The sequence below is a fragment of the Streptomyces sp. NPDC001532 genome (assembly GCF_040298625.1).
In the GTDB taxonomy this organism is placed as follows: domain Bacteria; phylum Actinomycetota; class Actinomycetes; order Streptomycetales; family Streptomycetaceae; genus Streptomyces.
In genome coordinates this window covers 96,459-117,406 of sequence record NZ_JBEPAL010000016.1, presented here as the reverse complement: position 1 = coordinate 117,406, position 20,948 = coordinate 96,459, and the positions used below count along the sequence as shown (strand labels likewise).

General features: G+C 72.8%; 14 protein-coding genes. 13 read left to right on the top strand and 1 reads right to left on the bottom strand.

The features are described from left to right. Positions 1–29: 29 nt before the first annotated feature. From ABT232_RS17320 to ABT232_RS38460, 3 genes are all read left to right on the top strand, one after another. The gene (locus tag ABT232_RS17320) at positions 30–236 is read left to right on the top strand and encodes a DUF4244 domain-containing protein (RefSeq protein ID WP_351840759.1); all 207 of its coding nucleotides are present in this window, start codon (positions 30–32) and stop codon (positions 234–236) included. Then, positions 223–594: a TadE family type IV pilus minor pilin gene (locus ABT232_RS17315; RefSeq protein ID WP_351840758.1), complete on the top strand. Its 372-nt coding sequence runs from the start codon at positions 223–225 to the stop codon at positions 592–594. The genes ABT232_RS17320 and ABT232_RS17315 overlap by 14 nt, the downstream gene beginning before the upstream one ends. A gap of 125 nt (positions 595–719) precedes the next feature. Then, complete coding sequence (locus ABT232_RS38460; RefSeq protein WP_450871671.1) at positions 720–1,412, top strand: Rv3654c family TadE-like protein; 693 nt, start codon at positions 720–722, stop codon at positions 1,410–1,412. On the opposite strand, the gene ABT232_RS17305 is transcribed toward ABT232_RS38460, so the two are convergent. Beyond that, positions 1,303–3,831: a DEAD/DEAH box helicase gene (locus ABT232_RS17305; protein ID WP_351840757.1), complete on the bottom strand. Its 2,529-nt coding sequence runs from the start codon at positions 3,829–3,831 to the stop codon at positions 1,303–1,305. The genes ABT232_RS38460 and ABT232_RS17305 overlap by 110 nt on opposite strands. 80 nt (positions 3,832–3,911) lie before the next feature. Between ABT232_RS17305 and bldG the strand changes: the two genes are divergently transcribed. The 10 genes from bldG to ABT232_RS17255 all read left to right on the top strand — a co-directional run bounded on the left by bldG (position 3,912) and on the right by ABT232_RS17255 (position 20,763). Next, positions 3,912–4,253 carry an anti-sigma factor antagonist BldG gene (bldG, locus tag ABT232_RS17300; RefSeq protein WP_351840756.1) on the top strand — a complete coding sequence of 114 codons (342 nt, stop codon included), beginning with the start codon at positions 3,912–3,914 and terminating at the stop codon, positions 4,251–4,253. A 108-nt stretch (positions 4,254–4,361) separates the two neighbouring features. After that, positions 4,362–4,796: an ATP-binding protein gene (locus ABT232_RS17295; RefSeq protein WP_351840755.1), complete on the top strand. Its 435-nt coding sequence runs from the start codon at positions 4,362–4,364 to the stop codon at positions 4,794–4,796. Between the two features lie 286 nt (positions 4,797–5,082). Further along, positions 5,083–7,497: a sodium-translocating pyrophosphatase gene (locus ABT232_RS17290; protein ID WP_351840754.1), complete on the top strand. Its 2,415-nt coding sequence runs from the start codon at positions 5,083–5,085 to the stop codon at positions 7,495–7,497. 194 nt (positions 7,498–7,691) lie between these two features. Then, positions 7,692–8,291, top strand: a complete 600-nt coding sequence (locus tag ABT232_RS17285; RefSeq protein ID WP_351840753.1) for a small secreted protein — start codon at positions 7,692–7,694, stop codon at positions 8,289–8,291. Between the two features lie 84 nt (positions 8,292–8,375). Next, positions 8,376–9,902, top strand: a complete 1,527-nt coding sequence (locus ABT232_RS17280; RefSeq protein WP_351840752.1) for a DUF7059 domain-containing protein — start codon at positions 8,376–8,378, stop codon at positions 9,900–9,902. A 202-nt stretch (positions 9,903–10,104) separates the two neighbouring features. After that, on the top strand, positions 10,105–12,366 hold the full coding sequence (locus tag ABT232_RS17275; protein WP_351840751.1) for a serine/threonine-protein kinase: 2,262 nt from the start codon (positions 10,105–10,107) through the stop codon (positions 12,364–12,366). A 162-nt stretch (positions 12,367–12,528) separates the two neighbouring features. Continuing rightward, a complete protein-coding gene (locus ABT232_RS17270; protein ID WP_351840750.1) occupies positions 12,529–12,726 on the top strand; it encodes a hypothetical protein in 198 nt (65 codons plus the stop codon). A 247-nt stretch (positions 12,727–12,973) separates the two neighbouring features. After that, on the top strand, positions 12,974–15,841 hold the full coding sequence (gene topA / locus ABT232_RS17265; RefSeq protein ID WP_351840749.1) for a type I DNA topoisomerase: 2,868 nt from the start codon (positions 12,974–12,976) through the stop codon (positions 15,839–15,841). A 147-nt stretch (positions 15,842–15,988) separates the two neighbouring features. Beyond that, a complete protein-coding gene (gene tmk / locus ABT232_RS17260) occupies positions 15,989–19,240 on the top strand; it encodes a dTMP kinase (RefSeq protein ID WP_351840748.1) in 3,252 nt (1,083 codons plus the stop codon). Positions 19,241–19,557: 317 nt separating this feature from the next. Next, entirely contained in the window at positions 19,558–20,763 is a 1,206-nt protein-coding gene (locus tag ABT232_RS17255; RefSeq protein WP_351840747.1) for a DNA polymerase III subunit delta', read from the top strand. Positions 20,764–20,948: the final 185 nt, after the last annotated feature.

Sequence of the window (20,948 nt, the reverse complement as noted above, 5' to 3'; positions counted from 1 at the left end):
AACGGCAGTACGGAATCGGAGGGGTTGGGATGAGCAAGGTGGTACGGGCGCTGGTCGGCCGGGTGCGGGGAGTGCGCGGGGCGCGGAGGGAGGCCGGCATGGTCACGTCCGAGTACGCGGTCGGGATCGTCGCGGCGGCGGGCTTCGCGGTGCTGCTCTACAAGGTGGTGACCAGCGGAGAGGTCAGTGCGGAGCTGCACAGCATCGTGAAGCAGGCCCTCGGTGCCCGGGTGTGAGGCACGGCGGGCCTGGCGGGACCGGCGGGACCGGGGGTTCGTGACGGCTGAGTCGGCCGTGGTGCTGCCGGTACTGGTGGCCTTCGCGATGGCGCTGGTGTGGGGGCTGCTGGTGGTGGCCGCGCAGATCCAGTGCGTGGACGCGGCACGCACCGGTGCTCGCGCGGCGGCCCGCCAGGACCCCGTCGACGCGGTCGTCGCTGCGGCCCGGCAGGTGGCACCGCGCGGTGCGCGGGTCACGGTCGGCCGCGAAGGGGACCGGGTCCGGGTCGTGGTCTCCGTCGCGCCGCCGGTCCTGGGCGATGTGGCGTTCGAGGTACGCGAGGAGGCCGTGGCGTCGGTGGAGGGGGCACTGTGAGCGGGTGGGGGAGGGCGAGGTGTGGGTGGTGGAGGGCCAGGTGGGGGCGGGTGAGGTGTGGGTGGTGGTCCGGGGCGGGGCCCGACCCCCGCCGGCCCGACCTCCGTGAAGCAGGCTCCGCCCGGATGGCCGCCGGCTGTGGGGCAGGCGGCACCCCGGGGGCCTTCACCGACGCGGCAGCTGGCACCCCGAAGGCCAAGACCCGTGCGGCAGTCGGCACCCCGAGGGCCATCACCCGTGCGGCAGCCGGCACCCCGAGGGTCATCACCCGTGCGGCAGCCGGCACCGCGACTGCCGTCACCCGCTGGGCGGGCGGGGACCGGGGTTCCGCGACCGTCTGGAGTGTCGGGGTGATCGCCGTGCTCTGTGTGGTGTTCGGTGTCGTGCTCGCCCTGGGGCAGGCCGTGGTGGCACGGCATCGTGCGGCCACCGGCGCGGATCTGGCGGCGCTCGCGGCGGCGGATCACTGGGCGCACGGCACCGACGGGGCCTGCGACCGCGCGGAGCGGGTGGCGCGGGCGCATGGCACACGGCTCGTGCGGTGCGTGCTGGTCGGTGAGATCTCGGATGTGTCGGTGGTGGCGGGCGCGGCGCCGTTCGCGGCGGAGGTCAGGGCGCGGGCGGGCCCGGCGGGGACGGCGCCCGGTCTTCCGGCCCCGCCGGTCCCTCCGGCTCCACCGGCTCCGGCGGTCACTCCGGCTCCGCCGGTCACTCCGGCTCCGCCGATCCCCCCGCCTCCGTCGGTCCCTCCGGCTCCGCCGATCCCCCCGCCTCCGGCTGCGGCTTCTCCTCCGGTGCTCCCCGAAGCAGCACCGTGAGCAGCCGTACCGCGCCCCGCTTGTGCAGTGGGTCGTTGCCGTTGCCGCACTTGGGGGACTGGATGCAGGACGGGCAACCGGCGTCGCACTCGCAGGAGGCGATGGCCTGGCGGGTCGCGGTGAGCCAGTCGCGGGCGGTGTGGAAGGCCCGCTCGGCGAAGCCCGCGCCACCCGGATGGCCGTCGTAGACGAAGACCGTCGGGAGGAGGGTGTCGGGGTGCAGCGGGACCGACACGCCGCCGATGTCCCAGCGGTCGCAGGTCGCGAAGAGCGGGAGCATGCCGATCGACGCGTGCTCGGCGGCGTGCAGCGCGCCACCGAGGATCTCGGGGTTGATGCGGGCCTCGTCGAGTTGGTCCTCGGTGACCGTCCACCACACCGCGCGGGTGCGCAGCGTACGAGGCGGGAGGTCGAGCTTGGTCTCGCCCAGGACCTCGCCGGTGATCAGGCGCCGGCGGAGGAAGGAGACGACCTGGTTGGTGACCTCGACGGAGCCGTAGCAGAGGCGGCCGTCGCCCCAGGGGATCTCGATGTCCGTCTCCAGCACGGAGATCGAGGTGGTGTCGCGGGCGACCGTGGAGTACGGCGGGTTGGCCTCCTCGACCAGGGCGACCGAGTCGTCGAGGTCGAGGGAGCGGACCATATAGGTGCGGCCCTGGTGGAGGTGGACCGCGCCCTCGTGGACGGTCGTGTGCGAGGCGCCCTCGTCGACCGTGCCGAGCAGGCGGCCGGTGCCGGACTCGACGATCTGGACCGGGCGCCCGCCCTCGCCGCGGATGTCGGTGAGGTCGGCGGCCCGCTCCCGGCGGGTCCAGTGCCAGGCCTTGGTGCGGCGGCGCAGCAGCTTCGCGGCCTCCAGTTGCGGAAGCAGGTCGGTGGCCGCCGGTCCGAAGAGCTCCAGGTCGTCCTCGGTCAGCGGAAGCTCCGCGGCGGCCGCGCACAGATGCGGGGCGAGGACGTACGGGTTGTCGGGGTCGAGGACGGTGGACTCCACCGGTTGGTCGAACAGGGCCTCGGGGTGGTGGACGAGGAAGGTGTCCAGCGGGTCGTCGCGGGCCACCAGGACGGCCAGCGCGCCCTGCCCGGAGCGGCCCGCGCGGCCGGCCTGCTGCCACAGCGACGCGCGGGTGCCGGGATAGCCGGCGATCACCACCGCGTCCAGGCCGGAGACATCGACGCCCAGCTCCAGGGCGGTGGTGGCGGCGAGACCGAGGAGTTCACCGGAGTGCAGGGCGCGTTCCAGGGCGCGCCGCTCCTCCGGGAGGTAGCCGCCCCGGTAGGCCGCGACCCGCCGGGCCAGCGAGCGGTCGATCTCCGAGAGCCGTTCCTGGGCGATGACCGAGATCAGCTCGGCGCCGCGCCGGGAGCGGACGAAGGCGACCGAGCGGACGCCCTGGAGGGTGAGGTCGGTGAGCAGGTCGGCGGTCTCGGCGGTGGCCGTACGGCGGACGGGAGCGCCCTTCTCGCCCTGCATCTCGGTGAGCGGCGGCTCCCACAGCGCGAACACCATCTCCCCGCGCGGAGAGGCGTCGTCGGCGACCTCGACGACGGGCAGGCCGGTCAGCCGGCGCGCGGCGACGGCGGGTTCGGCGGCGGTCGCGGAGGCCAGCAGGAAGACCGGGTCGGCGCCGTAGCGGGCACACAGCCGGCGCAGCCGGCGCAGCACCTGGGCGACGTGGGAGCCGAACACGCCGCGGTAGGTGTGGCACTCGTCGACGACGACGTACTTGAGCGCCTTCAGGAAGGAGGACCAGCGCGGGTGGGACGGCAATATGCCGCGGTGCAGCATGTCGGGGTTGGTGAGGACGTAGGTGGCGTACTGGCGGACCCACTCGCGTTCCTCGAACGGGGTGTCGCCGTCGTACACGGCCGGACGAACGGCATGGCCCAAAGGTTGTGAAAGTTCCTTCACCGATCGGCATTGATCTGCGGCGAGCGCCTTGGTGGGTGCCAGGTAGAGGGCGGTGGCGCCGCGGCCGTTCGGAGCCTCCGAGCCGTCCAGAAGGGTGGAGAACACCGGGACCAGATAGGCGAGGGACTTGCCGGAGGCGGTGCCGGTGGCGACCACCACCGAGTCGCCGTCCAGCGCGTGCTCGGCGGCCCGTGCCTGGTGGGCCCACGGATGCTCGATCCCGGCGGCCTGCACGGCCGCGATGACCTCCGGGCGGATCCGGTCCGGCCAGACGGCATGGCGGCCCGCACGCGGGGGCAAGTGCTCCGTATGAGTGATGCGCGAAGCCCGGCTCGGCCCCGAGGCGAGCCGGTCCAGGACCGTGCCCGGGGCGAGGCGGGACACGGGGTCCGCCGGGGATCGATCGGATCGGTGATTCTTGGCCATCGGCACCGAGTGTGTCACTGGCGTGACGGACAATGGGACCAAGGCGTCGTGCACGCCTGCCGGTAAGTGATTGAATGCCATCGCGGCTGGCGAACCGTCTTGGGGGCGGAAGCCGAGATGCCCCGAGGACGAACGCTCGATAGCAAGGTGCTGGAGGATCCGTGGACCTGTCCCTGTCGACCGAGACCATGGGCGATCGCACGATCGTCAGGGTCGGTGGCGAAATCGACGTATATACCGCGCCCAAGCTGCGCGAGCAGTTGGTCGAGCTGGTGAACGACGGCAGTTTCCACCTCGTCGTCGACATGGAGGGCGTGGACTTCCTCGACTCCGCCGGGCTCGGCGTGCTGGTCGGCGGCCTGAAGCGTGTGCGTGCCCATGAGGGCTCGCTGCGCCTGGTCTGCAACCAGGAGCGCATTTTGAAGATCTTCCGCATCACCGGCCTCACCAAGGTGTTCCCGATTCACACCTCGGTCGAGGAAGCGGTGGCGGCCACCGACTGATACGCCGCTCCGGGCGCGATGCCCGGTCGGCAGAGTGGAAGAAGGGGGGCCGGGCGTCACGGCGGCCTGGCCCGCCCGTCAGCACGCCCGTAGCTCCGAGGGGGATGCATGGCCACCGTTGAGCTCCGCTTCAGTGCGGTCCCCGGACATGTCAGGACCGCCCGCCTGGTGGCCGCTTCCGTCGCCCGCAAGGCCGGAGTGGACGAGGCGGTTCTCGACGAGGTCCGCCTCGCCGTCGGTGAGGCGTGCTCCCGCGCGGTCGGGCTGCATCAGAACGTCGGTATCACCGCGCCGGTGCGGGTGCTGCTGATCGAGGAGGAGAAGCAGTTCTCCATCGAGGTCGGCGACGAGGCCCCGCACGCGGTCCCCGGTGGTGCGCCGGGCACGGCCGAGGACCCGGACGCGGAGACCGAGGAGGACGAGATGGGCCTCGCGGTCATCAGCGGCCTCGTCGACGACGTGGAGGTCAGCACCGGAGCGGAGGGCGGGTCGATCCGTATGACCTGGCCGACCACTCCCTCGCCGACCGCGGTGCTCCCCTGAGCCGCACACGCGGCGCGTCCGCCTGACGCGCTCGCACAAAGCATTCGAGGGCCCTGCCGAGCAGGGCCCTCGCTGTGTTTTCCCACGGATGGCGCAAGCCCGCCCAGAATTCGTGAAGGAATTCACGATCAATTCCGATCACCCGAATGGCCCAGAACGCTTTCGGGGCATTACTCGGCGCCCACCGGGGTGTACCGATTCCGTTTCCCGCGTACTGTTTTGATCCGGAACAGATCTCTAGAATCCGTCCACATCTTGAGCTCAGCCCAAGCGTCAAGGAGGACGAATGGCGGGGCTTTCTTCTCCAGATCGGCTCGACCACTCCACAGCTCTCGCGGTCGCGGTGCTCACCGATGGCAACCGAGCCATGATCGCGGTCATCGCGGCCGTGGCGCTGGCGGCACTCCTGGTCGCCGGAGTGCTGGTGCGCCAGGTGCTCGCGGCCGGCGAGGGCACCGACAGCATGAAGAAGATCGCGGCGGCGGTCCAGGAAGGCGCGAACGCCTATCTGGCCCGGCAGCTGCGCACACTCGGCGTATTCGCCGTCGTCGTGTTCTTCCTGCTCCTGCTGCTGCCCGCGGACGACTGGAATCAGCGGGCCGGGCGGTCGGTGTTCTTCTTGATCGGCGCGGCGTTCTCGGCGGCCACCGGCTATATCGGCATGTGGCTCGCCGTACGCAGCAATGTGCGCGTGGCCGCGGCGGCCCGGGAGGCCACTCCCGGTCCGGGTGAGCCGGAAAAGGATCTCACCGCCGTCTCGCACAAAGCGATGAAGATCGCTTTTCGTACGGGCGGTGTCGTGGGCATGTTCACGGTGGGGCTCGGTTTGCTGGGTGCCTCCTGCGTGGTGCTGGTGTACGCGGCCGACGCGCCGAAGGTGCTGGAGGGATTCGGGCTCGGCGCGGCGCTGATCGCGATGTTCATGCGAGTCGGCGGCGGCATCTTCACCAAGGCCGCCGACGTCGGCGCCGACCTGGTCGGCAAGGTCGAGCAGGGCATTCCGGAGGACGATCCGCGCAATGCCGCGACCATCGCGGACAACGTGGGCGACAACGTCGGCGACTGCGCGGGCATGGCGGCGGACCTCTTCGAGTCGTACGCCGTGACGCTGGTGGCCGCGCTGATCCTCGGCACCGCGGCGTTCGGCGACGCCGGGCTGGCGTTCCCGCTGCTCGTCCCGGCGATCGGCGTGCTCACCGCGATGATCGGCATCTTCGCGGTGGCCCCGCGACGCGCCGACCGCAGCGGGATGAGCGCGATCAACCGCGGCTTCTTCATCTCCGCGGTGATCTCCCTGGTGCTGGTGGCGATCGCGGTCTTCGTCTACCTGCCGGGCCGGTACTCCGAGCTGGACGGCGTCACCGACGCGGCGATCCGGGCGAAGGACGGCGACCCGCGGATCCTGGCGCTGGTCGCGGTGGCGATCGGCATCCTGCTCGCCGCCGTCATCCAGCAGCTCACCGGCTACTTCACCGAGACCAGCCGCCGCCCGGTGCGGGACATCGGCAAGAGCGCCCTCACCGGCCCCGCCACCGTCGTCCTCGCCGGGATCTCGGTGGGCCTCGAATCGGCGGTCTACACCGCGCTGTTGATCGGCCTCGGCGTCTACGGGGCGTTCCTGCTCGGCGGTACGTCGATCATGCTGGCGCTGTTCGCGGTGGCACTGGCCGGCACCGGGCTGCTCACCACCGTCGGGGTGATCGTCGCGATGGACACCTTCGGGCCGGTCTCCGACAACGCGCAGGGCATCGCCGAGATGTCCGGCGACGTGGAGGGCGCGGGCGCGCAGGTGCTCACCAACCTGGACGCCGTCGGCAACACCACCAAGGCCATCACCAAGGGCATCGCCATCGCCACCGCCGTGCTCGCGGCGGCGGCGCTCTTCGGGTCGTACCGCGACGCCATCACCACCGGCGCGCGGGACGTCGGCGAGAGACTGACCGGCGAGGGCGCGCCGCTGACCCTGGCGATGGACATCTCGCAGCCCAACAACCTCGTCGGCCTGATCGCGGGCGCGGCGGTCGTCTTCCTCTTCTCCGGACTGGCCATCAACGCCGTGTCGCGGTCGGCGGGTTCGGTGGTGTTCGAGGTGCGGCGGCAGTTCCGCGAGCATCCGGGGATCATGGACTACAGCGAGAAACCGGAGTACGGGAAAGTCGTCGACATCTGCACGAGGGACGCGCTGCGGGAGCTGGCCACGCCCGGTCTGCTCGCCGTCATGGCGCCGATCTTCGTGGGCTTCACGCTGGGCGTCGGCGCGCTCGGCGCCTATCTCGCGGGCGCGATCGGCGCGGGCACCCTGATGGCGGTGTTCCTCGCCAACTCCGGTGGCGCGTGGGACAACGCCAAGAAACTCGTCGAGGACGGGCACCACGGCGGCAAGGGCAGTGACGCGCATGCCGCGACGGTGATCGGCGACACGGTCGGCGACCCCTTCAAGGACACCGCGGGCCCGGCGATCAACCCGCTGCTGAAGGTGATGAACCTGGTCTCGCTGCTGATCGCGCCGGCCATCATCAAGTTCTCCTACGGCGCCGACGAGAACGTCGGCGTACGGGTGGCGGTCGCGGTGGTGGCCTTCCTGGTGATCGTGGGGGCGGTGTACGTCTCCAAGCGGCGCGGGATCGCCATGGGCGACGAGGACGAGGCGGACGGCGCCGGCTCGGGCTCCAAGTCGCCCGACACGGCCGTCGTTTCGTAGGGCGTCCGGCAGGGCTCGGTCCAAAGGGCGGGCGGATGGCGCGCACTGACGCGTCGTCCGTCCGCCTCCGTGCTGTCCGAGCTGTGGCCGTGAGCCTTCTCTCCCATGGTGCAAACGGCTACAAAAAGGTAAATATAGGATGTTCACCGTGCGGATGTCGCGTGCTTGGCGTGTATGTTCCGGGGCCGAGAGCCATGGAAGGGACCAAACCGGTGAACAAGAAGCTCGCGGCCGCGCTGTCCGGCGGTGCGGTACTCGTACTCTCGCTGTCCGGATGCAGCAGCAGCGACGAAGGCAACGAGAAGCTGGACACCTGGGCCAAGCAGGTCTGTGACGCGGTGCAGCCGCAGGCGAAGAAGATCAGGACCGCCAACGCCGAGATCCAGAAGGAGACCTCCGACGACAGCACGCCGGCAGAGGTCCAGGCGGCCGACTCGAAGGCCTTCCAGGACATGTCCGACGCCTACAAGGCGATGGGAACCGCCATCACCAAGGCCGGCGCGCCGAACGTCGAGAACGGCGAGAAGAAGCAGCAGAACGCGGTCAAGGAGCTCAACGGCCTCTCCGCCTCCTACGCCTCCCTGAAGAAGCAGGTCGACGCGCTCGACACCAAGGACCAGGCCAAGTTCGCCGACGGCCTCAAGGACGTCGCCACCGAGCTCGACAAGCTCGGCAAGACCGGCAACGACGCGCTCAAGGCCCTGGAGGAGGGCGAGGTCGGCCAGGCGATGGCCAAGCAGGAAAGCTGCCAGGCGGCCTCCGCGTCGGCCTCCCCGGCGGCAACACAGGGCTGAGCGGTGGCGCGGAGCTGAGCGGCCGCAGGCCCTCGGTGGCGCTCGCGCGGGTGCGCTGTCGGTGGGAGCCGACACAATGGGGTGGTGAGCAACACCAGCCTGTCCTCGACGCCCCCTCTGCCCGCCACCGACCGCCCCGAGGTCGCAGCCCGGCTGCGGGAGGCCCTGCTCGGGGCCTCCTTCACCGCCGACGGACTGCTCGAACTGCTCGGCGCCTCCGCGTACGCGGCGCTGGCCCGCAGCGAGACCGTGCCCGCGCTCCGCGCCACCCGCGGGGACACTCCGCTGGAGATGCTCGTACGCCTGTTCCTGTTGCAGCAGCCCGTGCCGCACGCGCGCGTGGCGGACGTGCTGCCGGTCGAGGAGTGCCTGGCGAGCGGCTGGCTGGTGCGGGCCGGTGACGACGGGCTGGCGGCCACCGTGGACGTACGGCCGTACGGCGGACCCGGCGGCGAGGACTGGTTCATCGTGTCCGACCTGGGCTGCGCGGTCGGCGGCGCCGGAGGCATCGGAAGCCGGGACGAGGGCGTGGTCCTCGGCGTCGGCGGCGCCTCGACGACGCTGGCCGGGATCACCGTCAGGACGCCCGTCGCGTCCGCCCTCGACCTGGGCACCGGCTCCGGCATCCAGGCCCTGCACGCCGCCCGGCACGCCACGCGCGTGACCGCGACGGACCTCAATCCGCGCGCGCTGCACATCACCGCGCTCACCCTCGCGCTGTCCGGCGCCCCGGCCGCCGACCTGCGGGAGGGCTCGCTGTTCGAGCCGGTCGAGGAGGGCGAGACGTACGACCTGATCGTCTCCAACCCGCCCTTCGTGATCTCGCCGGGCGCCCGGCTGACCTACCGCGACGGCGGGATGAGCGGCGACGACCTGTGCCGCACGCTGGTCCGGCAGGCCGGGGAGCGGCTGAACGTGGGCGGGTTCGCGCAGTTCCTCGCCAACTGGCAGCACGTGGCGGGCGAGGAGTGGCAGGACCGGCTGCGGTCCTGGGTGCCGCCCGGCTGCGACGCCTGGATCGTGCAGCGCGAGGTGCAGGACGTCACGCAGTACGCCGAGCTGTGGCTGCGGGACGCGGGCGACCACCGGGGCGACACGGCCGAGTACCAGGCGCGGTACGACGCCTGGCTGGACGAGTTCGAGGCGCGCAAGGTGAAGGGCGTGGGCTTCGGCTGGATCACCCTGCGCCGGACCGACGCCGCCGAGCCCTCGGTGACCGTCGAGGAATGGCCCCACCCGGTCGAACAGCCGCTCGGCGAGACGGTCCGGGCGCACTTCACCCGCCTCGACTACCTCCGGGCGCGCGACGACGCGGCGCTGCTGGAGGAACGCTTCCGGCTCGTCGACGAGGTGGTCCAGGAACAGGTCGGCCTGCCCGGCGCCGAGGACCCGGAGCACGTCGTGCTGCGGCAGAACCGCGGAATGCGGCGGGCCACCAAGGTCGACACGGTGGGCGCGGGCTTCGCCGGCGTCTGCGACGGCTCGCTGACGGCCGGGCGGATCCTGGACGCGATCGCGCAACTGGTCGGCGAGGACCCGGTGTTGCTCCGCGACCGTACGCCGGCACAGATCCGGCTCCTGGTGGAGCAGGGCTTCCTCGAGCCGGCGTGACGCCGTGGGCCGTCGGGCGGTGTTCCCGGCGGCCCGGTGCCGTCACCACTGGGACGGCCGCGCACATCTGAGGCCGCTGTGTCTGGTCTGACGGGATTGCTCCGGAAAAGGGCTCCTGTCAGTGGGGCCTGCGAAGCTACCTTCGAAGGGGCCAGATTTCACGCGTCCTCGGGGGATGCGCGCTGTCCCAGGGGGAGGCGTGATGGCGGGGGAGACGCCGGAGCAGGGTGGCGGCAGGGTCATCAACGGGCGGTACCGGCTGCTGCGCGCGCTCGGCGCGGGCGGCATGGGCCGGGTGTGGCTCGCCCATGACACGGAACTGGCCTGCGAGGTCGCGCTGAAGGAGATCGCGCTGCCCGACACGCCCGCGGACGCGGGCGAGACGGCCCAGCGCATCGCCCGGGCGCGCAGCGAGGCCCGGCACGCGGCACGGCTGCGCGGCCATCCGCATGTGGCGACGGTGCACGACGTGGTGGTCCACGAGGGCCTGCCCTGGATCGTCATGGAGTACGTGCCGGACGCGGTCGACCTCCAGGCGGTCGTACGCCAGTCCGGGCCGCTGCCGCCCGCGCGGGTGGCCCGGATCGGGCTCGCCGTGCTGGACGCGCTCACCGCGGGACACCGCATCGGCATCCTGCACCGGGACGTGAAACCGGCCAACATCCTGCTCGCGCCGGACGCTTCGGGCGACCCCGCCGCACGCGTACTGCTCACCGACTACGGCATCGCCCTGCGCCCGGAGTCCCACGAGCCGCGGCTCACCGCCACGGCCGGCATCCTCGGCACCCCCGGCTACCTCGCCCCGGAGCGGGCCCGCGGCGAGCCGCCCACCCCGGCCGCCGACCTGTTCTCCCTCGGCGCCACGCTGTACGCCGCGGTGGAGGGCCACGGCCCCTTCGACCGCCACGGCGAGTACGCCACCCTGACCGCCCTGCTCGGCGAGGAACCCACCCCGCCGGTGCGGGCCGGAGAGCTGACCCAGGTGCTCCAGGGCCTGCTGGTGAAGGACCCGGTGCGCCGGTCGGCGCCGGAGGCGGTGGCGCGCGGGCTGGAACGGGTGGCGGCACGGGGCCCGGCCGCCGGGCCCGGCGGGGTCCCGGAGGGATTCGGGCCACCGCCGAACGCCGGGTTCGCGCCGGCGTGGCCGCCACCGGTGCCGGGGGCGGCGGGGCCGACACCGGGTACGCCCGGTGTGGCGGGTCCGACGCCGAACACGCCTGCCGGGGCGGCCTCGACACCGAGTACGCCGGGTACGCCGGGAACGCCGCTCCCGGCGAGCACGTCGGGAGCGCCCGGCGCGGCGGGTCCGGCGCCGAGCACCCCGCACACGCCCCAGACCCCGCAGACACCCCACACACCCCACACCCCCGGAAGCGCGAACGCCGGCGCCCCCGCCCTGCCAGGCAACCCGTACGCGCAGTCGCCGGCCTCCGCCTTCGCCGCCGCCGGAACCCAGCCGTCGTACCCGTCCGCCGACGGCCGGCCGCCGTACTGGGCGGCCGGGCCGCAGCCCCCCTACACCGGCGGTGCGGCCCGGTCCACGTACCCGCCGGACGGGTCCCGCCGCCGCAAGCCGGTCCTGATCGCCGGTCTCGCGCTCGCCGTGGCGTTGGTGCTGGGGCTCGGCGGCTGGGCGGCCGTGTCGCTCACCGGGGACGACGGCGACGGCGGCAAGGGTTCCGCGAAGGGCGCGGCGCCGTCGGCGAGCGCGGCCGGGGGATCGCCGTCGCCGACGGGGCCGGTGCTGCCGTACGGGGCGGCGGTCGGGCTGAGCGAGCCGTTGGAGGCGGGCGACTGCGTGCGGGCCGTGTGGACCGGGACGCCGTTCGAGTCGGCGCCGAACCTCGGCGTGGTCGACTGCGCCGACGACTGGCCCGACGGCCAGGTGGTGGCCGTCGACACCGCCACCGACCACGCCGACGCGCGCGCGAACGGGGCGCGGCGGTGCGCGGACCAGACCCGCTCGGTCGTCGACGCGCTGCCCGACGCGGGTGGCTACGCCGTGCTGCCGAGCCAGGAGGGCTTCGACGCGGCCGGTGGCGGTACGGCGTGTCTGGTGCTCGGCCGGCATGCCGCGATCGGCGGTGAGGTGGGCCGCTTCCGCGACGCCGGCACCGATCTGTGGGTCGGACAGATGAGCGTCGGCGACTGCTGGGTCTACGAGGACCTGGAGGACGGCTACAAGGCGCCGCTCACCGACTGCGCGAAGCCGCACACCGACCAGGTCGTCGGTGTCGCGGAGGCTCCCGACGGCATGAGCTACGACAAGGGCAGCGACAACGCGACCAAGCTGTGCGGCAACAAGTTCGAGTCGAGCTGGGCGCCCGGCCCGGAGCGGGCCGTCTTCGGCTGGATGGCCGACGAGGAGGACTGGGACCAGGGCTTCACCAAGATCATCTGCACGGTGAGCCGGGTCGACAACGAAAAGACGACCGGAAAGATATCGCCGCCCGGCGCCGTCTGAGTCTCCCGACCGGTGTCCTGAGCCGCCCCGGTCCCGGCCGCGGGCCCGCGCGGGGGGAACCGTCGGCCTCGCGTTCACCCCGGGTTCGCCTGTCCGCAGCCCACGCGTGTCAACCTCCGGGCGGCGGGGCACTCGCGGACGGGAAAAGAGGCACGGGGAACCATGGAGAGCGGGCCGGCGATCTTCACGGGAATGGTGTTCGCCCTGTTCGGAGGCGGACTCCTGATGTGGACCGGGCTCCGGACGCGGCAGCGGCAGCCGGTCGCCGAGGATGTGAGTCCGATCGCATCGGCGGCTGTCGCGAGCGTCGCCGCGGTGCTCGCCCTGGTCCTCGCGGGATGGTGCTTCCTGCACCTGTGACGACGGTGGACGGGGCGTCTCCCAGGTAATAGGGAGATCACGCTCCGGATCGGCCGGAAAACGGTGATGCACACTCCGGGCGGCAGGAATGGCGGAAGTCGGGTTACCGTTCGAGTGGCCGTTGCGGGCTTTTCCCGTTTGACACGGGGGCGGGATGTACCGTCACACTCCGCAGCGTCACCATGACCCGACCCCGGGAACGAAGGCCCCTGGGGAGGCCCAGCGTCGACCGGAGAGAAGAGCGAAGTTGTCCCCGACCAGCGAGACCGCACAGGGCGGCCGCCGACTCGTCATCGTCGAGTCGCCTGCCAAGGCGAAGACGATCAAGGGCTACCTCGGCCCCGGATACGTCGTCGAGGCGAGCGTCGGGCACATCCGCGACCTCCCCAACGGCGCCGCGGAGGTGCCCGAGAAGTACACCGGCGAGGTCCGCCGCCTCGGTGTGGACGTCGAACACGACTTCCAGCCGATCTATGTGGTCAACGCCGACAAGAAGGCCCAGGTCAAGAAGCTCAAGGACCTGCTGAAGGATTCCGACGAGCTCTACCTCGCCACCGATGAGGACCGCGAGGGCGAGGCCATCGCCTGGCACCTCCAGGAGGTGCTCAAGCCGAAGGTCCCGGTCAAGCGGATGGTCTTCCACGAGATCACCAAGGCCGCGATCCAGGCCGCCGTGGCCAACCCGCGTCAGCTCAACCAGAAGCTGGTCGACGCCCAGGAGACCCGCCGCATCCTCGACCGCCTCTACGGCTACGAGGTTTCGCCGGTGCTGTGGAAGAAGGTCATGCCGCGGCTGTCGGCGGGCCGTGTGCAGTCCGTCGCGACCCGGCTCGTGGTCGAGCGGGAGCGGGAGCGCATCGCGTTCCGCTCCGCCGAGTACTGGGACCTGACCGGCACCTTCGCCACCGGCCGCGCGGGCGACCCCTCGGACCCGTCGTCGCTGGTCGCGCGGTTGCAGACGGTCGACGGCCGGCGTGTCGCCCAGGGCCGCGACTTCGACTCCGTCGGTCAGCTGAAGAGCCCGAACATCCTGCACCTCGACGAGGCGAACGCCCGCGCCCTGGCCGCCGCGCTGGAGAACACGCGGTTCGCGGTCCGGTCCGTCGAGTCCAAGCCGTACCGCCGCTCGCCGTACGCCCCGTTCCGTACGACGACGCTCCAGCAGGAGGCCAGCCGCAAGCTCGGCTTCGGCGCGAAGGCCACCATGCAGGTCGCGCAGAAGCTGTACGAGAACGGCTACATCACGTACATGCGTACGGACTCCACGACGCTGAGCGAGACAGCGGTCGCCGCCGCCCGCGCCCAGGTCACGCAGCTGTACGGCGCCGACTACCTGCCGCCGCAGCCGCGGACGTACGCCGCGAAGGTCAAGAACGCCCAGGAGGCGCACGAGGCGATCCGCCCCTCGGGTGATCGTTTCCGCACGCCCGCCGAGACGGGCCTGACCGGCGACCAGTTCAAGCTGTACGAGCTGATCTGGAAGCGCACCGTCGCCTCCCAGATGAAGGACGCGACCGGCAACAGCGTCACCGTGAAGATCGGCGGCACCGCCGCCGACGGGCGCGACGTCGAGTTCAGCGCGTCCGGCAAGACCATCACCTTCCACGGCTTCCTGAAGGCCTACGTCGAAGGCGCCGACGACCCGAACGCCGAGCTCGACGACCGTGAGCGCCGGCTGCCGCAGGTCAGCGAGGGCGACGCCCTCACCGCCGAGGAGATCACCGCCGACGGCCACTCGACCAAGCCCCCGGCCCGCTACACCGAGGCCTCGCTGGTCAAGGAGCTGGAGGAGCGCGAGATCGGCCGCCCGTCGACGTACGCGTCGATCATCGGCACGATCCTCGACCGCGGCTATGTGTTCAAGAAGGGCACGGCCCTGGTGCCGTCCTTCCTCTCCTTCGCCGTGGTCAACCTGCTGGAGAAGCACTTCGGGCGGCTCGTCGACTACGACTTCACCGCCAAGATGGAGGACGACCTCGACCGCATCGCGCGCGGTGAGGCGCAGGCCGTGCCGTGGCTGAAGCGCTTCTACTTCGGCGAGGGCACTGTCGAGGGCGTGGCCGCCGACGCCGGCAACGGCGACGGTGACCACCTCGGCGGCCTCAAGGAACTGGTGACCGACCTGGGCGCCATCGACGCGCGCGAGGTGTCGTCGTTCCCGGTGGGCAACGACATCGTGCTGCGGGTCGGCCGCTACGGGCCGTACATCGAGCGCGGCGAGAAGGACTCCGAAGGCCATCAGCGGGCCGACATCCCCGAGGACCTGGCGCCCGACGAGCTGAACGTCGAGCTGGCCGAGGAACTGCTCGCCAAGCCGAGCGGCGACTTCGAGCTGGGCACCGACCCGGCCACCGGCCACCAGATCGTCGCCAAGGACGGCCGCTACGGCCCGTACGTCACGGAGATCCTGCCCGAGGGCACCCCGAAGACCGGCAAGAACGCGGTCAAGCCGCGCACCGCCTCGCTGTTCAAGTCGATGGCGCTGGACACCGTCACGCTGGACGACGCGCTCCGGCTGATGTCGCTGCCGCGCGTCGTCGGCACCGACGCCGAGGGCCAGGAGATCACCGCGCAGAACGGCCGCTACGGCCCGTACCTGAAGAAGGGCACGGACTCGCGGTCCCTCCAGTCCGAGGAGCAGCTCTTCACGATCACGCTGGAAGAGGCGCTGGCGATCTACGCCCAGCCCAAGCAGCGTGGCCGCGCCGCCGCCAAGCCGCCGCTGAAGGAACTCGGCGACGACCCGGTCAGCGGGAAGCCGGTCGTGGTGAAGGACGGCCGCTTCGGCCCGTACGTCACCGACGGCGAGACCAACGCGACCCTGCGCTCCGGCGACAGCGTCGAGACGATCACGCCGGAGCGGGGCTTCGAGCTGCTCGCCGAGAAGCGCGCCAAGGGGCCCGCCAAGAAGACGGCGAAGAAGGCGGCCACGAAGAAGACGACGGCCGCCAAGACCACGACGGCGAAGAAGACGGCCGCCAAGAAGACCACGGCGGCGAAGAAGACCACCACGGCCGCCAAGAAGACGGCGGCGAAGAAGACCGCCACCAAGACGACGGCCAAGACGACCGCGGCGAAGAAGGCCACGGCGTCCAGGACGGCGTCCGAGGAGTGATTCCCGGCGGCGGCCGGGCGGACCGGGCGGGGGCTTTCCCCTCGTCCGGTTCGCGAAACCAACGATCCGGCATCGTCCGGGTGTCGGGGTGTGCACGCGTTCGGGCGGGTGCCCCGGAGTGTCGGTGCGGCCCGATAGGCTGAACGCATGACGCGAGCCGATCAGCCAACGGCCCCTCACCCGGACCCCGACGAAGCGCTGGTAGCGGACTCCCGCGAGCGCGCCGTCCGTTCCCTGTTGCGCCAACCGCAGCTGAAACGGCTGTGGAGTGCGCAACTGGTGAGCGGGGTCGGCGATGTCCTCGCTCTTCTCGTGCTGGTCCTCCTGGTCCTCCAGGCGGCCATCGCCGAAGAGGCCTTCGGCGGCGGCTACCGGGGCGTGGCGTTCGCAGTGGCGACGGTTTTCGCCGCGCGCGTCCTCGCCACCCTGCTCTTCGGCGCCGTCCTGCTCGGCCCGCTCACCTCGCTCACCTCCCAGGAGGGCCCGCTCGACCGGCGCTGGACCATGGTCGGCGCGGACGGCGTGCGCGCGGCGCTGCTGATCGTGGCCCCGCTGTGGATCGACTGGACCTCGGACGACGCGCTCGCCGTCCTCCTGGTCACCGTCTTCGTCACCGGCGTCGCCGAGCGCTTCTGGACGGTGTGCCGCGAGAGCGCCGCGCCCGCGCTGCTGCCCGCCCCGCCGCTGGAAGGCGCCACGGTGCGGCCGCTGCCGGACCACATGGACGCCCTGCGCCGCCTGTCGCTGCGTACGGGCTTCGTGGCGATCCCGGTCGCCGCCGCCACGCTCGTCGTCGCCGCCCTGCTCAACAACCTTCTCGGCGTCGGGCTCGACTGGTTCGCCGAGCACCAGGCGGCCCTCGGCTCGTACGTCGCGGCCGGGCTGTTCGCCGCCTCGCTGTCCGTGCTGACCTTCCTGGAACTGCCCGCCGTCCGCACCCCGCGCGCGCGGTCGCCGCTGGAGGGCCTGCGCCGGCCCCGGACCGGCACCGGCGCCGACATGGGCCGTACCGGTGCGATCCCGCTGCTGGTACTCGCCTGCGCCGCCGTCGCGGGCGCGGTCGCGGCCGCCGTCGCTGTGTCCGTGCTGCACGCCGAGGACCTGGGCGGCGGTCCGGTGACGTACGGGCTGCTGGTGCTCGCGCTGACCGGCGGAGTCGTCGTCGGCATCCGTACGGCGCCCAGGGCCCTGGTGTCGCTGTCGCGGCGCCGCATGCTGGCGCTGGCCATCGCCTTCACCGGCGTCGCGCTGCTCGCCGCCGGACTGGTCCCGGACGACACCACCGTGCTGCTGATCGTCGCCCTGGCCGGCGTCGGCGCGGGCATGGCCGCCAACATCGGGCACGCGCTGCTCGACCAGGAGACCGAGGAGTTCCGGCGCGCCCGCACCACCGAGCACCTGCACGCGGTCGTCCGCGTCCTCGTGGCGCTCGGCGCGCTGCTCGCACCGCTGGTCGCCGCCCTGATCGGGCCGCACCGGCTGGAGAGCGGCAAGTTCGTCTTCGCGCACGGCGGCGCCGCGTTCACGCTGATGCTGGTCGGCGCGCTGCTGCTGCCGGTGGCCGCGCTGGTCCTCGCCAAGCTCGACGACCGCTCCGGCGTGCCGCTGCGGCACGACCTGCGCGACGCGGTGCTCGGCGGCGACGACCCGGTGCAGGCGCCCACCGCCAACGGGTTCTTCATCGCCCTGGAGGGCGGCGACGGCGCCGGCAAGTCCACCCAGGCCGAGGCGCTCGCCGAGTGGATCCGCGCCAAGGGCCACGAGGTCGTGGTCACCCGCGAGCCGGGCGCCACCCCGGTCGGCAAGCGGCTGCGCTCCATCCTGCTCGACGTGTCGAGCGCCGGACTGTCGCACCGCGCGGAGGCCCTGCTGTACGCCGCGGACCGCGCGGAGCACGTCGACACCGTGGTGCGGCCCGCGCTGGAGCGCGGCGCGATCGTCATCTCCGACCGGTACATCGACTCCTCGGTGGCCTACCAGGGAGCGGGCCGCGACCTGTCCCCGACCGAGGTGGCCCGGATCAACCGCTGGGCGACCGACGGGCTGGTCCCGCACCTGACCGTGCTGCTGGACGTCGCGCCCGAGACCGCCCGCGAGCGCTTCACCGAGGCGCCCGACCGGCTGGAGTCGGAGCCCGCCGAGTTCCACGCGCGCGTGCGGTCCGGATTCCTCACGCTCGCCGCCTCCGACCCCGGTCGGTACCTCGTCGTGGACGCCGGGCAGGAGCCCGAGGCCGTCACCACCGTGATCCGCGCCCGCCTCGACCAGGTGCTGCCGCTGTCCCAGGCCGAGATCGAGGCCCGTGAGGAAGCCCGGCGCAAGGCCGAGGAGGAGGCCCGGCGCAAGGCCGAGGAAGAGGCCGCCCGCAAGGCCGAGGAGGAGCGCCTGGAGCGGGAGCGCCAGGAACAGCTCGCCCGGCTGCGCGCCGAGGAGGAGGAGCGCAAGCGGCGCGAGCTGGAGGAGGCGCAGCGCCGCGAGGCCGAACGGCAGGCCGAGGAGGCCCGCCGACGGGCCGAGGAAGCACGCCGACGGGCCGAGGAGGAGCGGCAGCGGCTGCTCGCCGAGGAGAAGGCCCGCGCCGAGGAGGAGGCCCGCCGCAAGGCCGAGGAGGAGCGGCGCCGCCAGCAGGCCGAGGAGGAGGCCCGGCTGCGGGCCGAGGCCGAGGCGCGGCGCGTGGAGAAGCAGCGCAAGGCCGAGGAGGCCCTGCTGCGCGCCGAGGAGGCCCGCCGGGCGGCCGAGCAGGCGGCGGCCGCGGCCCAGGCGGGGCCGAAGAAGCCCGGACCGGGTGGCGGTGCGGGTGCGGGTTCTGCGGGTGCGGGCGCGTCCGGGACGGCGGCCGCGGCCTCGTCTCCGGGTCTCAGTGCTGCGCCGTCGGAGGCCCTGACCGTGCCGACGCCGGTGGTGAAGCCCGGGGGCGCGGACGACGCGACGACCGTGCTGCGGCCGGTGCGCCCGGACGACACGCGCTCCGAGGACGCGCAGCCCGGTGCGGCCGGCGGCGACTCCGAGGTGACCACCGAGCTGCCGCAGCCGCCGGTGGTGCCGGGTGCGGTCGACGAGACGGCTGTGCTGCCGCAGGTGGTGCCCGGTGCGGTCGACGAGACCGCGGTGCTGCCGCCGGTGCGGGGCGAGGACCCGGTGGACCGGGTTCCGCAGGGGTACTTCCGCGAGGAGGGTGACGCGGTCGCGCCGGACCGCTCGTCCGGCGATCGCTCGTCCGACGACCGTACGCGGGAGCTGCCGCAGGTCGACCCGGACGGCGCCGCCCAGCGGCGACCGCGCTCCGACTGGGCCGAGGAGACCCCGCTGGACGACCTGCCGACCCTGGCGGACGAACTGCTGGGCCCGCGGGACGACGAGCAGGGCGACGAGGGGCGCAGGCGGCGGCGGGGTCGCTGAGCCTGGTCGTGCCGGTGCGCTTCGGGGCACCGGTGCGCATCGTCGTGCCGGTGCGCTTCGGGGCACCGGTGCGCATCGTCATGCCTGTGCGGTTCGGCGCGCCGGTGACGCCGGTCGCGCGGTGATGTCGGACGCGACCGTGACGTCGGTCGCGCCGGTGACGCTCCTCCCGTCGGTGGCCGTCGGTGGCCGTCGGTGGCCGTCGGTGGCCGTCGGTGGCCGTCGGTGGCTGTCGGCTGAGGCGTCGTCCGCGTTGTCAGTCGGCGCCCCCACAATGGAGGACGAAAGGCTGAGCGGATGGAAGGCGCGGTGGCCGCATGGCGGTGTGGGACGACCTGGTGGGCCAGGAGAAGGTGAGCGCGCAGCTGGCGGCCGCGGCTCGGGACGCCGACGCCCTGGTCACCGCCGTCGCGACCGACGCACCGCCGCCGGAGGCGTCGAAGATGACGCACGCCTGGCTGTTCACCGGCCCGCCGGGCGCGGGCCGGACGCAGGCGGCGCGCGCGTTCGCCGCGGCCTTGCAGTGCGTGAGCCCCGACCGGGCGCTGGGCGGGGCCCCTGGCTGCGGGTTCTGCGACGGGTGCCATACGGCACTGGTGGGCACGCACGCCGACGTCACCACCGTCGCCGCCGTCGGCACCCAGATCCTGGCGGACGACATGCGGGACACCGTGCGCAAGTCGTTCACCTCGCCGGCCAACGGCCGCTGGCAGGTCATCCTCGTCGAGGACGCCGAGCGGCTGAACGAGAAGTCGGCCAACGCGGTCCTGAAGGCCGTGGAGGAGCCCGCCCCGCGGACGGTCTGGCTGCTGTGCGCGCCGTCCATCGAGGACGTCCTGCCGACGATCCGCTCCCGCTGCCGCCACCTGAACCTGAGCACGCCGTCCGTGGACGCCGTCGCCGACATGCTGATCCGCCGGGAAGGCATCGAGCCCGAGGTCGCGGCCGCCGCCGCGCGCGCCACCCAGGGGCACGTGGACCGGGCCCGCCGCCTGGCCACCGACCCGGCCGCGCGGGAGCGCCGTGCCGCCGTGCTGAAGCTGCCGCTGCGCGTCGCCGAGGTCGGCGGGGCGCTCAAGGCCGCGCAGGAGCTGGTGGACGCCGCCGCGGAGGACGCCAAGCAGCTCGCCGAGGAGATGGACGCCAAGGAGACCGAGGAGCTGAAGGCGGCGCTCGGCGCGGTCCAGGGCGGCCGGATGCCGCGCGGCACGGCCGGTGTGATCAAGGACCTGGAGGACAAGCAGAAGCGCCGCCGCACCCGCACCCAGCGCGACAGCCTCGACCTCGCCCTGACCGACCTCACCGCCTTCTACCGCGACGTCCTCGCCCTCCAGCTCGGCTCCCGCATCGCCCTCGCGAACACGGACGCCGAGGACGCCCTGGAACGCATCGCGCGCGACAGCTCCCCGGAGTCGACCCTGCGCCGGATCGAGGCGATCGCCGCCTGCCGGGACGCCCTGGACCGCAACGTGGCACCGCTGCTCGCGGTGGAGGCGATGGCGATGGCGCTGAGAGCGGGCTGAAGCCGGCGGAAGAGGCCCGCAAGCCACCAGTCGCGCCTGTCACGCCCTCTTCCGCCCCTTCCGTCTCCCTTCCGCCCCTTTCCCCTCCCTCTTCCGCCCCTTTCCCGTCCCTTTCCCGTCCCTCTTCCGTTGGACAACCACCACCCATCCGGGGCACGTCCCGCACGCACGGCACCCGAGCCGTC